Below are 13,582 nucleotides of genomic sequence, written 5' to 3'. Positions count from 1 at the left end.
TTCTGGCCGCTTCGCGCCAAAGTGGATATAAAATTTCTTCTGTACGGAATGAAGCAGAAGCCAGGTTTAGCGGCCATCAGCAAATTTCTGTCATCTGCGAAAGTAACTGTTCTATCACCTGAAACGAACCATGTTCTTCAATTTGTTCAGACAATTCAGAGCCGCGCTCATTATCCCTTAACTGGCATTTCCCGGACACGGCCTGAGTGCATGTGGCGCAGGCTCTGTCCTTTAAGTTCCAGAGCCTTATACCGCCTCACATCACGCTTTCCAATATATCATTGAGACATGCTGTTAAGCTTTTCTTTTAATCTCAATAAATTATCGTAATACTCACCGCCTTTCTTAACCCTCTGAAGTTCAAAATCGACCATCTGCCTGAAGGAGCGACCCTGCTTATTCACCGGGTTGGGATCAGCACCGTTGTCCAGCAGAAAAAAAACCTTCTCAAATTCGGATCTAAAAAAAGCCTCGACAAGTGGCGTTTGGCCTAAGGAGTCTCGTGTATTGATATCGGCTCCCCGCTTGATTAGCAGCGCCAGAGGTGAATTATTTGTTGATTTAATTGCCGAGAAAATAAGGGCCTCATGATACACCTTATCCCTGGCGTTAGGATCCAGCCCACCATCGAGCATCGCCTTCAGCCAGATGTCCTTGTCAGCTTTTGCGGTAATTTCAGCAGGGCTACCCGGCATATTCATTTGCGGCTGTAGAGGATCTGCTCCCGCGCGAACCAAATCCGTTATGATCTGCAATCGCTCAGGAGGGTTATTATTGTAAAAAGACTCATTCATTGCGAAAAATAAAAGTGTCAGCTCCTCGGCTCCCGGGCTATTAAGATCAGTATTTTTCGCCAGATGGAGAATGGCCTCACGATCTGCCGCCTGGATAGCCTTAGCCAAAACCAGTTGCGAACCCGTAAAATATTTTTCCGGTTCTATTTTTTTCATATCATTGCACGCCGATAACAGCACACACAGAAAAGAAAGCATAATTACGGATACACGTTTTTTCATGCTAACCCCTACTATGCTCATAACAGACCTGACAATTCTCCAGTCTGTCTGCCTCAAGCGAATACAAAATTTTCTTTTATAAACCTTGTCTGCGTTTCCACTCGTCGATCACATCGCCCAGATTTTTGGGGATATCATTGCGGATCCAGGCCATGAAATCACGGTCGAAACGGAAGTTTTCCCCGCATTGTTCCATCATGAAACGACGAACGTTTTGCGTGTTTTTGTAGTGTTTATCTATGGCTGTGGAACGGGTGAGCAATGCGCTATGCCAGTCAATTTTCAACGTCCCAACTCCCGGATTGTCTATTAATTAAAAAATGGCAGCTTAGCTTTTGGGTTACTATTATGCGTCAGAAACTGCACAATGGCCTCAACCACCCCGGCCGCCTGGAGAAGCGGAGATGTGACACCGGATTATCGCAGTCGATGGCTGCGCCGAATTATGGTGCGGGCAATCGAGTATCACCCCTTGCCAACAGATCATTGAGACATGCTGTCTATTTTTTCTTTTAATTTCACCACATGATCATAGTACTCAGTACCTTGCTTAACCTGTTGAAGGTTCCTGTCCAGCATCTGACTGAAAGAACGGCCTTGCTTATTTACTGGATTAGGGTTCGCACCATGCTCAAGTAAGAAATAGACCTTATCAAAATCAGTGCGGAAAAAAGCGTCAACAAGTGGCGTCTCACCCAGGGTATCCCGCGTATTTATATCGGCTCCCCGTTCAATCAAAAGCGCAAGCGTGGCTGTATTTTTTGCACTTAGCGCTGAAAAGATAAGAGGAACATTGAGTAATTTATCCCGGGAATTAGGATCAAGTCCGCCGTCGAGAAGCGCTTTAAGCCATATATCTTTATCACCCATTGCCATCATTTGAGCCGGTGTGCCGCGTGCATTCGGTTGTGCTTGTTGGGGATCCGCACCTGCGCGTACAAGTTCCGTGACAATATCTAACCTTTTTTGAGGATTGCCGTTATACATAACCTCATTCAGAGCAAAAAGCAGCAGTGTAAAATGCTCGTTTCCCGGTGTGTTCAGATCGGTTGTTTTTGACAGACGGATAACAGATTCACTATCTGCCGCCTGGATAGCCTTAGCCAGAACAAGCTGAGGACCGGTGAAATATTTTTCAGGTTCTATCTTTTTCATATCATTGCACGCCGATAAAAGAACAAACAGAAAAGAAAAAACTATCGCGGATGCGATTTTTTCCACGCTACACCCTGCTTTTAATGATTCCAATGTCCTCATCCTTCTGTGCTTCTATACAGTCAATAACCTGCGTCATGCTGTGCTTGTCCATCATGCTTCCGGTACCGCCAGCAAGTCCGACGGTTTTACCTATGGCATTAGGGAGCATATTTGAGATACCCACTTTCGCTGCAAAAAGAGACATATCAAAATTCGCATCCGTCAGGTCTGTAATACTCACTTCCTGAAGCTTAGTCAGTACCTCGCCATTGACTCTGTAAGCTGTTATCGCAGAGCCATCTCCAATAAGCTGACCACCATATTTTGTAACCGTACCACTGTTCAGTCCTGCGGCGTTGAATGTCCAGGTTGCTTCGCCACTTGCCATTCCAGCCGCCGATGCAAGGCCTCCACCGAGTGAATGACCAACGATGTCAATTTTGCTGCCAGTTCGAGCGATGTTATTACCAATATTTACGGCTTTTTCATAATAGGATGAGCCGAATCCCCCGCCCTGGCTGATGTTATTGTCCCAGTCTTGCAGTACCTCCGGCCGTGTCCCCCGAAAAACAACCGTTGGGTTCATATCATTCCCGAAGACATATTTGTCAGGGGCATAAACACGGCTAAAAAAATTGGGGTCAACCGGCTGGTCAAATAACATCTCGCGTTTCAATCCCAGCGAGGATAGCGCTTGCTCATCATTACTGATATCAATCCACCCTTCAGGCACATCCGGCATCGTTTCAAGCGCATTTATCGGTTGCCCGGCACGGCCATAGACATTCTGAGCGAGTTTTGCTTTTTCGACTGCGATATTATTCTCAGCAAGCCGGTTAGCGGCGGTCTGCGCATCAGGATACACACTACGCTGGCCTTTACTGATGAGATTTTTTCTCGCCTGCCAACGTTCAGCTTTTGTGAGTGGGCGGTCAGGCTCATTTATTCGACTACTACGGCCACCGCCAGCACTGGGTTCTTCACCTCGCATAGCTGAATCAGCACGCCTAAGTTGACGTTGACTTAGAGGAATGTCTGTTGGCGCGGGACGATTACCGAATGTGCTGACCATTTCTTCATATCGACGGATGATAGAGCTAACCGGATAGGCATCAGGCAGCGTCGTAGCATGAAGTTGAAGGCATCCCTCATTATCAATGAAGAACAGAGCGACCGCGGGCGACCACAAACCAAAGCGATCATCAATAGCCACCATAATGCCACGCTCAAGCTCCACTGTGGCAACAGTACGGATGTCCCGACCAGCCTGATAAGGATTTGCTCCACTTTGTGACTGAAATTTATCCTGACGACTTAACATCGAGTTCAGCGAAGAGGGGGGCATCGTTCTGATTCTTTGCACGGCAAGGTCAGGATGGACGATGAAGGGAAAGCGCCATGGAGCAACTTTTTCCTCGAAAATGTAAGTCAATGCCATGTAACTTGTCATGATATTGACTCCTGGAACACATCATTCCATTTACTGGTATGCATTTGTTATCCTTAACAAAAAGGATTGCTTAGCGGGTGGGCATGAAGCCTGCTGGCTCGCAATTTCTAGCCCGGTTCAATACAGAAGTATATAAACTCTTCCAGTTATTTAAAGTACAGGTGCCTGAAGTCGCCTGCCAGGACCAGTGGTTATGTTCACAAGACATCGACGCAATAATAAACGGCAATAAAATCAACTAATTCAGCTATTGTCCTGTAAGTTTTATTGGGAAATTGGTCGACATGGGAGGCGCTGAGTCTTCGCCCCCGCCCTCCATAGACGTTCATAACAGACCTGACAATTCTCTAGTCTGTCTGCTTGAGGCGAATAAAAAATTTTCTTTTATAAACCTTGTCTGCGTTTCCACTCATCGACCACATCGCCCAGATTTTTGGGGATATCATTGCGGATCCAGGCCATGAAATCACGGTCGAAACGGAAGTTTTCCCCGCATTGTTCCATCATGAAACGACGAACGTTTTGCGTGTTTTTGTAGTGTTTATCTATGGCTGTGGAACGGGTGAGCAATGCGCTATGCCAGTCAATTTTCAACGTCCCAACTCCCGGATTGTCTATTAATTAAAGAGTGGCAACTTAGCTTTTGGGGTTACCGTTCTGCGTCAGAAACTGCGCAATGGCCTCAACCACCCCGGCCGCCAGGGGAAGCGATGCGTTTGTATAAGCCGCATGATTCTCTTCCCTGTCATCAGAATTCACCGCTTTAAGAACATGGTTTACATCCGGTAAAAGAACAAGGGTTGCTTTCGGGTTGGCTGCCTTAAACTGTCTGGCATCATATTCCGTTACCTGGAGATCGCGTTGCCCCTGTAATACCAGTACAGGTTTAGTAATACGCGCGATCAAATGAACTGGATTAAAGTAAAAAATGTCTATAAGAAACCCCTGCACTGCCGGATAAAATAAATGTTGCACAGCAGGATGCCTGTTCTGAACATTAACATGTCTACCCTGCTCCAGTTCGTTAATAACAAAAAACGCATCGTCCAGCAGAATTGCATTTTGCGGATTGGCTTTAAGCTGTTCTCTTAACACATCCCCCAGCGGGCGCGAAGGTGTTGCGACCAGCATTAAACCATAGACATCAGGTTCCTGCGCCGCCGCCAATGCCACGATCCCCCCCTCACTGTGCCCGAGAAGCCAGATACAGGGGTTTTCCAGACGCTGTTGCAATACCGTTATCCAGGAACGTACGTCTTCTACATAATCACTGATTGTCACAGCATTGGCGTCCGTTATCGCCGCTGAACTGGCAAACATTCCACGCTTATCCACCCGCAACGTTGCGATACCTTTCAATGCCAGATTTTCAGCCAGAAGCCGATACGTTGACGCATTAACCCCAAGCGGATTATTACCATCGCGGTCCGTCGGCCCTGAACCGGGAATAATCAGAATGACCTGTTCTGGCTTCGGACAGGGGCTAAGCAAGGTGCCTTTGAGAGAGCCTTGCGGGCCGGGTGCTTCCAGCAATGTTTCATATATGGTGTTATGCATAGCCAGGTGAGTCATATAAAGTTAGGGTGTAAAAAATACCAACGGCATTTTTTGTAATCCTTTGAATATAGGAATTAAAATGCAGACAATCCATATAGTTTTACTTTTATATTTGTGGTGATGCAAGATGATCACAAAACAATGTAACCAGAGGAAAAGAGACGTTCTGTTTGAGATACCTGATGAGTTTCTTTTCTTTCACAATCAAGGAGATTAAACTCATTTCACCTTAATCCGAGCACTCAGGTATTTCGTCTTGAATCGCATTGTTAAGCTGGCGTGCCCTGCGCTCTTATTTTCGCTATTTACGCTCTCCGGCTGCTCATTATCCCCGGCGATTCCGGTTTTAGGCGCAGCATTTCCCGGCTGGTTCTTCTGCTTATTAGGCGCCGCGCTGTTACTTATTCCCTGCCATATCCTGATTGTGCGTCAAGGATGGCAATCGCGATTTTCTCCACTGGTCTTCAGCTATCTGGCGCTGATGTTCCTGTTCGCCACGATTCTGTGGTTCCTGTTCTTCGTAAACTAGATCCCTATGACCCAATCCCGCTCAAGCGTTATCCGCAAAAAATGGCCCCTGCTGGCGCTCGTTCTCGCCGCGATCGTGGCGCTGATTCTGGTTATCTGGCAGCTACAAACCTCGCCGGAAACCAACGATGCCTACGTTTATGCCGACACCATCGACGTGGTGCCGGAAGTGAGCGGGCGGATCGTCGAAATGCCGATTCGCGACAATCAGCGGGTAAAAAAAGGCGATCTGCTGTTCCGCATCGACCCGCGTCCCTACCAGGCGATGCTTGATGATGCCAAAGCGCGGCTGACCACGCTTGATGCGCAGATTATGCTGACCCAGCGCACGATCAAAGCGCAGGAGTACAACGCGCAGTCGGTCAACGCCGCCGTTGAACGCGCTAAAGCGCTGGTTAAGCAGACCACCTCTTCACGCATACGCCTTGAGCCGCTGGTACCACAGGGGTTTGCCTCACAAGAAGATCTGGATCAGGCGCGAACGGCCGAAAAAGCGGCGCGCGCCGAACTGGAGGCCACCCTGCTGCAGGCGAAACAGGCTTCCGCGGCCGTGACCGGCGTTGATGCCATGGTGGCGCAGCGCGCGGGGATCCTGGCGCAAATTGCGCTGGCCGAGCTGCATCTCGAATTTACCGAAGTGCGCGCGCCGTTTAACGGCGTGGTGGTGGCGCTGAAGACGACGATCGGCCAGTACGCCTCGGCCCTTAAGCCGGTCTTTACCCTGCTGGATGACGACCACTGGTACGTGGTGGCGAACTTCCGTGAAACCGACCTGCAGAACGTGCGGCCCGGCGTTCCGGCCAGAATCACCGTCATGACCAACCACGGCCGCACCTTCGAGGGCGTAGTCGACTCGGTCGGCACCGGCGTTCTGCCCGACGGCGGCAGCGTCATTGAAGGCCTGCCGGTCATTCAGAAAAGTATCAACTGGGTCCACGTCTCCCAGCGCTTCCCGGTTAAAATCGCCGTCAAAGACCCCGATCCGCACCTGTTTCGCATGGGCGCTTCCGCCAGCGCCGTTCTCCAGCCGCAATAAGGAGACGGCATGCAAAGCTTGTGGCCCTTTCTGACCCGGGAACTCCGCGATGCGCCGGGGCGGGCGAACTACACCCTGCGCCTGACGCTCAGCTGTGCGGTGCTGATCGTGCTGTTTATGACCCTGCATATTCCCTTCCTCGCCGTGGCGCTGATCGTGGTGTTTTACGTCAGCCAGCCTAACGTGCTGATGATTAAGCTGGTGAGCGTGGTTTTCGTGGTAACCGTCAGCGTCGCGCTGGGCGGCGTACTGCTGATTATCAAGTGGACCTATGACTATCCGCTAATTCGCCTGGTCGCCTCGGTGATCCTGTTCTTCTGTGCGATTTACCTGATGCGGGTCCTCGGCAAGCTGGGGCTGGCGTTTTTCGTGGTGGCGCTGGCAGTCATCTACGCCCAGACCTTCCCGTCGATGACCAGCCAGAGCGAAATTCTGGTACGCCTGCTGCTGTGGCTATGGGTGGCGATTAACACCGCCATTCTGGTGACGCTGCTGGTCAACGCCTGTTTCCAACAGGCGTTCCCCGGCTATCAGTTTAAAGCCCGGCTGGTGGTCATGCTGCGCCAGACGGCGCGGATTCTTAGCCAACCGGATGGCGGGGCGCCGCAACCCTCCTTTAAAGAGATCGCCGGCCAGTTTAACCAGTTGCAGTCCCTGTACCAGCAAGCCGCCCGCGCCACGCCGGAGATTGCCGCCAGCCCGCAGGCCTGGCAATCGCTGATGGCCGCCGCGCTGCGCTGCTACCATTTAACGGCGCAGCTACAACCGGGCCGCGACCATTCCGATGCGCGCCAGCAGATAGCCCGCGCGCTGAACGCGCTGGCGGATAATCTGCCCAGCCCCACGGCGGCGGATATTGAGCCGTTAATGGTCCCACGCGATAGCGATAACAGCGCCATTTTGCAGGAGATCGCCGGGGTGCTGGCGCGGCTGGCGCGCGGCGAAACCATCGCGTTACCGCAGGGTGAAGTGGAAAAAGCGCCGCTCCTGCTGCCGGACGCGTGGTCCAATCCCGCCTATCTGCACTTTGCCCTGAAAACGCTACTGGCGACGCTGCTGTGCTACGTTTTCTATACCGCCGCCGACTGGCAGGGCATCCACACCATTATGCTGAGCTGCGTCATTGTCGCCCAGCCGGGTCTGGGCGCTACCCTGCAGAAAACGTGGCTGCGCATCGGCGGCGCGCTGCTGGCGACGCTGATTGCGCTGCTCCTGATCGTCTTTGTGCAGCCCTGGACCGACTCGCTGAGCGGCCTGCTGGCGATGACCCTGCCGGTGTTCGCGCTGGCCGCGTGGATTGCGGCAGGCTCAGAGCGCATCGCCTACGCCGGGATCCAGATAGGTTTCACCTTTGCGCTGGCGTTCCTGAGCTGGTTTGGCCCGCTCAGCAACCTTACCGAACTGCGCGACCGGGTTATCGGTATCCTGCTCGGCGTGCTGGTCTCCTCGATTGTACATCTCTATTTATGGCCGGATAGCGAAGCCCCGCAGCTCAAAGCGCGTCTGGCACAACTTTATCGCCAGCTGGCGCAGACCCTCTCCTCAAGCGACGATGAGGTTCAGCTGGTACCGCTATTTGCCGCGCTGACCGAGAGCGAAACCTTAATCAACCGGGTAGCCGCCGAGCCGCTGGGAACCTACGCCCACCCGTGGCCGGAAGCCAAAAACTGGCCGGTGCGGGCGACGTTCCATCAGGCGGAAGAGATCCTGCGCCTCAGCGAAGGCTATCGTCTGTACGCCGCGCCGGGGGATACTTTTTTACCCCGCTGCGCCCGGCGGCTTGAAGGCTACGCTGCCGATATCGACGCGCAGCAAACTGCAACAGAACGCCCCCAGGCGCTTCTCCCGGACCCGGCGAATCCATTTGGCGCACCGCTGGTCAACGCGCTGGCCGCTCTGCCGGCGTGGCCATTTGCGTCTTCCGATATTCCGCGACAGGCAATGCAATCATGATTAAAACCTCTACTCTCCCGCGCGCCGCGCGCTCCCCGGTGTTTGCCTTCGCCCTGACGCTGTTAACCGGGTGCGCATTAATTCAGGACGATCCCGGCCAGGTTCCGCTGGTCAATCCGCAGCAGGCCGAGCTGGCGCAGGTGATCCATCTGGCGAATAGCGGCTGGCCGACGGCGCGCTGGTGGGAAGGCTATCAGGATCCGCAGCTCAATATGCTGGTCAATCGCGCGCTGCAGAACTCCCCCACCATGCAGGCGGCGCGGCTGCGTATTTCGCAATCGCAGTCCACGGTCGAGCTGGCGCAGTCGGCAATGGGCGTGCAGGCCACCGCCGTGGCGGCGCAAAACCGTCTGCGGGTCACCAATAAACAGTTCACCTGGCCCTACTCCTTCTCCCTGCCGGTGGATAAAAACGGCCCCTGGTACACGCTGAATACGGTTGGCGTCGGGGCGACGCTGAATATCGATTTATGGGGCGCCGACCGCGCCCGCGTTGCCGCCGCGATTGGCGAAAAGAACGCCCGCCAGGCGGAGACCGCCGGCATCGAGCTGGATCTTGCCAGCAGCGTGGCCCAGCTCTATTTCGCGATGCAGGCAACTTACCAGAAAATCGCATTACTTAATCAGCTGGAGGCCATCGCCAGGCTCTCGGTGCAGGCGCATGAGCATCGTACCGCGCGCGGCGTGGAGGATAGCGTCGATGTCGCCAACGCCCAGGCGGAGCTGCTGGCGGCGCAGCAGCAGGTGATTACGGCACAGGGGACGCTGACGCAGTATCGGGAAACGCTGCGGGCGCTGATCGGCGCCGATGCGCATAGCATGCCGGAGATGCATCCCGTGCCGCTGCCGGCGCTGCAGGAAACGCTCCCGGATTCGCTTTCGTTTGAACTGCTGGCCCGTCGCCCGGATCTGCAGGCGCTGCGCGGCTACGTCAGCGCTTCGATGAACCAGGTGGACGCGGCAAAAGCGGCGTTTTACCCGCACTTCGATATCAAAGCCTTCTGGGGCTACAACGCGCTGAGCGTTGGCGATCTGTTTAAGTCCTCATTCCAGCAGATCAACCTGCTGCCGGGGCTCTATTTGCCGCTGTTTGACGGCGGGCGCTTAGACGCCAGCCTGAAATCGACGCGTACGGCGAGCAATATTTTAATTAAGCAGTACAACCAGGCGGTGCTGGATGCGGTGCGCGACGTGGCGATTAGCTCCAGCCAGTTGAACGATTTGAACCAGCAGGCCGCGCTGCAGCAGCAGAAAGTCGCGGCGGCGATGATGACTACCCGCAGCGCCAGCGCACACCATCAGCGCGGACTGGTCAGCTACTATGCGGCGCAGGAGGCGCGTCGTCCGGCCATCGCGCAGCAGCTTTTGCTGCTGGATATCGAGGCCCAGCGGCTCAGCACCGATATCACCTTGATTAAAGCCCTGGGCGGCGATTACCGCGGCCCACAGTCTGCCAGACAGTGAAAAATGGAAACAGAGCGTCTGATTTTAAAGCAATATATGCTCGAAGATTTCCCGGCGCTATTTTAAGGACTAAATATGCAAATTGAACTGAGTTTTCTTGAAAAAATCGTCAATACAAAGAAGATGCCCTGGCCATCTGACACAGGACACAATCGGCGCTGTGTCCAAAACGAGAATGTTCTACCGTGCTTGCTTTCTCAGGCAAAAGTGGTGTGTAACTTTATCCATATCACATAAAGCAACAAAGCCGGCTCGTTCATAAAAAGTGAATGCCGATGATGGTGCGTTGGTGTTGATAAAATCAAACCAGAGGCCAGCATCTTTAAGTATTTCACTGAGCAAACCGCTGCCAACATGATTTCTTCTCCATGCCGTGTCTACATAGAGATGCCGCAGACGTCCGGTGCCAGTTATTTCCGTAAAGGGATCGATGTTAAGTCCGCACACGCCAACAATTAAATCATCAGCATAAGCCCCAAGCAGTTTTTCTCCGGGCCTGTCAAAGCGGTTCTGTCCGTTTAACCAATTTTCTTCCAGTCGGTGTAGCATGTTAAATCCTTCAGCCATGCTCTTTAATTTTAACTCCATAAACCCTGGGCTGGCCGGGGTAATGTTTGTGAATTGGATATTCATGAGCCGTTCCAATGATTTCGGTTTGCATAGCTTGGGCAGAATTGACAGCGCGTCCAGGGGAAATCTGCCGTGCCCGGATGTCCCCTGTGTGCCAGAAGTGGCCCTAAGGGCATTAAATGAGTATGGATATTTTAAAAAATTCGGGTAACCGACAGGTTGCCCCGGAAACGAAGCTAAAGCGGCGCAACGTTCTCCACTACATGCTGGAAAACGTAGGGATCGGAAAGTAGTTCAAATTCTTCGTCACTCGGGTACGTCACCGCTACGTGATAGCTTTCTCCGGCAAATGCCTTAACCGACTGCAGATCCTGCCAGTAAGTCGCCAGGAAAAAATGCTCCCATTCCCCCTGGGTTTCTCTACGCACAAAAGCGCCTCTGTTCCCAGATATGCTCTTTGAATGTTTTACACCGGTATTCTCAAGGTGTTTCGCAAAAGCTTCAGCATGTTTTAGCGGAACACAACCGTGCCAGGTCCTTACAATCATTAGTGTTTCCTCTTTTCGTGGTAAGAATGTAACCATACCATCGAAAGTCACTTTATGGCGTATTTTCCAATGAGTATGCCTCGTCACTCAAAAGCTCATTATTGGGATAAGCCAGCTTCCCTCTTCTTGTATGTCCGCTCCTCGCTCAAAAAAAGGACGACCAGTTCCGTGACAGGAGCAGAAGTAATAATTTTGCCCGTGTCGCCACAGGCTTTTTCACCGGATAATGTAAGAACTCAATAGAGCTTCTGCTCGATATGGTTTCCTGCATCAACCACTCGCCAGATTTTCCATTCGCCATCTTCCTTCCGGGTCCAGACCTGCAAATGCTTATATTTATTATCCTGTATACCCAACCAAACATCCACTCTCTGGCTGCTGCCATCCACAACGCCAGGAGTTGTACGTAAGCGATGGATCCATTCAGTTGCATAATCCTGCGTATAGGTAAAATAATCAGCTTCAAGAAATTCTTGTTCGGGAATCTTGTAGATAGCATCAAGGCGGGCAAGGAGCTTTTTTGATACCCATTTTGTCATTTTTTGTTTATGAGAAGAATTATCTGGTGAGATATTAGTAAAATCGCCCAGATAAAATTGATAGAATTCTGTGACGCTCTTCTGAGCACTAACGGGTGCACTTGCACTGGCAAAAGGCAAGTAAAAAGCCAGAATAAAGGTGAGTATCAGGCGCATCAATTCTTCCTGTAGATAACGTAAGGTGGGTGATTCCTCCGGTAACCATTACCGGGATATAAATCCTTTTGTTTAAAATCGGAATACCACGTTTTCCCATCAAACATGGCCATATGGCCAGCCTGAAGGCGGCTTCCGGGATATGGCTGAATAACAACAACATCGCCCTTTTCAAGATTTGAAGATGAGGGTAAAGCAGTGAATCCGGCCTTGAGCAGTGAATTGCCATAATCTTTTGCGAATTCTGTATTTAGAATATTTATTCCTCCGGCCGCAATAGCCAGGCGCGTATAAACTGCACACTTACTCTTTGAAGTCGGCCCAGCGTGTTTTACAAGGTAATCTACTGCTGCATCTTTATTCCATCCCATAAAAATCCCTCTGAAAACAATAATGACCAATATAATGTAAGATGCTGCAATGCTACATCAGGATAAAAAGCAACAAATAAGAGTTATCTTATTTCCCCTCGTTTACCATCAATATCGTGCTGTGTAGTGGTCTACAAAAATCAGGCTGAGCCAGATAAGTATCATGATGATCGGGATAAGAACTGTCTGGTCATCGCTGCGTAATTTTCATACAGTTTGCAGAAGAATTTTCAGCATCATAAAAAACGGGAGCCCATCGGCACTTCTCATAGTCCGCTCCAGGCTGTGAGTTCAACTGATGGATGCAACACATTGGTTAAAACGCTCTGCGGCTTATTCATCTTCCTCCTATACAAATGGCACGAACGGAAAGATGTCACTGCCCCTCCTCCTGTATATCTACATCCACACAGAGTCATTAAGAAAGGGAGGCATGGAGATGCTCAGAGGAAAAAGAGCGGTTATTACCGGTGGAGGTGGAGGATTTGGCCAGGCGCTGTGCGTGTGGCTGGCCCGAGAGGGTGTCGAAGTGGATTTTTGCGCGCGGCGGGCTGAGGATATTCAAAAAACCTGCAGCATCATCACTGCAGAAAGCGGCATTGCAAAAGGGTATATCTGTGATTTAGCCCGGCCTGAATCCGTTTCTCAGTTTTCTTCACAGCTTTTAACCTCAGACAAGCCCATCGACATTTTAATTCTCAATGCTGCTCAGTGGTTGTCAGGCAGCTTAGACGATCAGCCTGACACAGAAATTATTAATACCGTCAGTTCAGGTCTGACAGGTTCGATCCTGTTGACTCAGGCGTTGCTGCCTGGGTTAAGACGTTCAGACAGTGCTGATATCATCTCAATAATATCTTCATGTGGCGTCCCGAATTTTACGGACTCAATTGCGCATCCCGCTTTTTTCGCCAGCAAACACGGTCTCAGCGGGTTTACAACTAAACTGTCACAGCAGTTGTCCGAAGAAAATATCCGTGTTACCGGGCTGTATCCGCCGGATTTCGAACTTACAGGGTTAGAGACGTCTGTCGATGGTCAATCCAGGATGGGGGAACGTCTTTTGAATGGACGATCGGTCTGGGAAACGATTCGTTTCGTGCTGACGCAACCGCGCAGTTGCCATATCAGTAGCATCTACTTTCAAGGTCCAACTCGCGAGGACCTGAGTGGCAGGTCAAACGCCTGAGGCTCAGCT

At 51.5% G+C, this 13,582-nt stretch carries 15 protein-coding genes; 5 read left to right on the top strand and 10 right to left on the bottom strand.

What is annotated here, in order from left to right; translation table 11 throughout:
* Positions 1-278: 278 nt before the first annotated feature.
* The 6 genes from C5523_RS11945 to C5523_RS11920 all read right to left on the bottom strand — a co-directional run bounded on the left by C5523_RS11945 (position 279) and on the right by C5523_RS11920 (position 5,220).
* On the bottom strand, positions 279-1,016 hold the full coding sequence (locus C5523_RS11945; protein WP_041851456.1) for an ankyrin repeat domain-containing protein: 738 nt from the start codon (positions 1,014-1,016) through the stop codon (positions 279-281).
* A 76-nt stretch (positions 1,017-1,092) separates the two neighbouring features.
* Positions 1,093-1,302, bottom strand: a complete 210-nt coding sequence (locus C5523_RS11940; protein ID WP_041851457.1) for a DUF6434 domain-containing protein — start codon at positions 1,300-1,302, stop codon at positions 1,093-1,095.
* A 197-nt stretch (positions 1,303-1,499) separates the two neighbouring features.
* Positions 1,500-2,237 carry an ankyrin repeat domain-containing protein gene (locus C5523_RS11935; RefSeq protein ID WP_108701169.1) on the bottom strand — a complete coding sequence of 246 codons (738 nt, stop codon included), beginning with the start codon at positions 2,235-2,237 and terminating at the stop codon, positions 1,500-1,502.
* 1 nt (position 2,238) lies between these two features.
* Positions 2,239-3,663: a hypothetical protein gene (locus C5523_RS11930; protein WP_108701168.1), complete on the bottom strand. Its 1,425-nt coding sequence runs from the start codon at positions 3,661-3,663 to the stop codon at positions 2,239-2,241.
* A 384-nt stretch (positions 3,664-4,047) separates the two neighbouring features.
* Positions 4,048-4,257 carry a DUF6434 domain-containing protein gene (locus C5523_RS11925; RefSeq protein WP_108701167.1) on the bottom strand — a complete coding sequence of 70 codons (210 nt, stop codon included), beginning with the start codon at positions 4,255-4,257 and terminating at the stop codon, positions 4,048-4,050.
* A 42-nt stretch (positions 4,258-4,299) separates the two neighbouring features.
* Positions 4,300-5,220: an alpha/beta hydrolase gene (locus C5523_RS11920; protein WP_223878780.1), complete on the bottom strand. Its 921-nt coding sequence runs from the start codon at positions 5,218-5,220 to the stop codon at positions 4,300-4,302.
* Positions 5,221-5,476: 256 nt separating this feature from the next.
* Between C5523_RS11920 and C5523_RS11915 the strand changes: the two genes are divergently transcribed.
* The 4 genes from C5523_RS11915 to C5523_RS11900 are packed head-to-tail and all read left to right on the top strand — an operon-like array spanning position 5,477 to position 10,200.
* Positions 5,477-5,749: a YtcA family lipoprotein gene (locus tag C5523_RS11915; protein ID WP_041851459.1), complete on the top strand. Its 273-nt coding sequence runs from the start codon at positions 5,477-5,479 to the stop codon at positions 5,747-5,749.
* A 6-nt stretch (positions 5,750-5,755) separates the two neighbouring features.
* Entirely contained in the window at positions 5,756-6,784 is a 1,029-nt protein-coding gene (mdtN, locus tag C5523_RS11910; protein WP_108701165.1) for a multidrug transporter subunit MdtN, read from the top strand.
* 9 nt (positions 6,785-6,793) lie between these two features.
* Positions 6,794-8,737, top strand: a complete 1,944-nt coding sequence (locus C5523_RS11905; protein WP_108701164.1) for an FUSC family protein — start codon at positions 6,794-6,796, stop codon at positions 8,735-8,737.
* On the top strand, positions 8,734-10,200 hold the full coding sequence (locus C5523_RS11900) for an MdtP family multidrug efflux transporter outer membrane subunit (RefSeq protein WP_108701163.1): 1,467 nt from the start codon (positions 8,734-8,736) through the stop codon (positions 10,198-10,200). Before C5523_RS11905 ends, C5523_RS11900 begins: the two co-directional genes overlap by 4 nt.
* 180 nt (positions 10,201-10,380) lie before the next feature.
* Here the strand turns inward: C5523_RS11900 and C5523_RS11895 are convergent, their stop codons facing one another.
* The 4 genes from C5523_RS11895 to C5523_RS11880 all read right to left on the bottom strand — a co-directional run bounded on the left by C5523_RS11895 (position 10,381) and on the right by C5523_RS11880 (position 12,384).
* Positions 10,381-10,833: a GNAT family N-acetyltransferase gene (locus C5523_RS11895; RefSeq protein ID WP_108701162.1), complete on the bottom strand. Its 453-nt coding sequence runs from the start codon at positions 10,831-10,833 to the stop codon at positions 10,381-10,383.
* A 173-nt stretch (positions 10,834-11,006) separates the two neighbouring features.
* The gene (locus tag C5523_RS11890; protein WP_079497884.1) at positions 11,007-11,318 is read right to left on the bottom strand and encodes a hypothetical protein; all 312 of its coding nucleotides are present in this window, start codon (positions 11,316-11,318) and stop codon (positions 11,007-11,009) included.
* 236 nt (positions 11,319-11,554) lie between these two features.
* Entirely contained in the window at positions 11,555-12,013 is a 459-nt protein-coding gene (locus C5523_RS11885) for a DUF3828 domain-containing protein (protein WP_041851464.1), read from the bottom strand.
* Complete coding sequence (locus C5523_RS11880) at positions 12,013-12,384, bottom strand: hypothetical protein (RefSeq protein WP_108701161.1); 372 nt, start codon at positions 12,382-12,384, stop codon at positions 12,013-12,015. The genes C5523_RS11885 and C5523_RS11880 overlap by 1 nt, the downstream gene beginning before the upstream one ends.
* 439 nt (positions 12,385-12,823) lie before the next feature.
* On the opposite strand from C5523_RS11880, the gene C5523_RS11875 reads away from it, so the two are divergent.
* Positions 12,824-13,573, top strand: coding sequence for an SDR family oxidoreductase (locus tag C5523_RS11875; RefSeq protein ID WP_108702313.1), 750 nt, complete (start codon positions 12,824-12,826; stop codon positions 13,571-13,573).
* Positions 13,574-13,582 lie beyond the last annotated feature (9 nt).

Source organism: Phytobacter sp. SCO41, assembly GCF_003073275.1.
In the GTDB taxonomy this organism is placed as follows: domain Bacteria; phylum Pseudomonadota; class Gammaproteobacteria; order Enterobacterales; family Enterobacteriaceae; genus Phytobacter; species Phytobacter diazotrophicus.
Note: the sequence above shows the minus strand (reverse complement) of the source record. Positions and strands in the feature narration are given on the sequence as shown.

Bases quoted from the DNA above. Each gene is read 5' to 3' on its own strand.
- C5523_RS11885 (WP_041851464.1), bottom strand. From the start codon at position 12,013: ATGCGCCTGATACTCACCTTTATTCTGGCTTTTTACTTGCCTTTTGCC.
- C5523_RS11895 (WP_108701162.1), bottom strand. From the start codon at position 10,833: ATGAATATCCAATTCACAAACATTACCCCGGCCAGCCCAGGGTTTATG.
- C5523_RS11890 (WP_079497884.1), bottom strand. From the start codon at position 11,318: ATGATTGTAAGGACCTGGCACGGTTGTGTTCCGCTAAAACATGCTGAA.
- C5523_RS11920 (WP_223878780.1), bottom strand. From the start codon at position 5,220: ATGCATAACACCATATATGAAACATTGCTGGAAGCACCCGGCCCGCAA.
- C5523_RS11880 (WP_108701161.1), bottom strand. From the start codon at position 12,384: ATGGGATGGAATAAAGATGCAGCAGTAGATTACCTTGTAAAACACGCT.
- C5523_RS11875 (WP_108702313.1), top strand. From the start codon at position 12,824: ATGCTCAGAGGAAAAAGAGCGGTTATTACCGGTGGAGGTGGAGGATTT.
- mdtN (WP_108701165.1), top strand. From the start codon at position 5,756: ATGACCCAATCCCGCTCAAGCGTTATCCGCAAAAAATGGCCCCTGCTG.
- C5523_RS11930 (WP_108701168.1), bottom strand. From the start codon at position 3,663: ATGACAAGTTACATGGCATTGACTTACATTTTCGAGGAAAAAGTTGCT.
- C5523_RS11900 (WP_108701163.1), top strand. From the start codon at position 8,734: ATGATTAAAACCTCTACTCTCCCGCGCGCCGCGCGCTCCCCGGTGTTT.
- C5523_RS11905 (WP_108701164.1), top strand. From the start codon at position 6,794: ATGCAAAGCTTGTGGCCCTTTCTGACCCGGGAACTCCGCGATGCGCCG.
- C5523_RS11945 (WP_041851456.1), bottom strand. From the start codon at position 1,016: ATGAAAAAACGTGTATCCGTAATTATGCTTTCTTTTCTGTGTGTGCTG.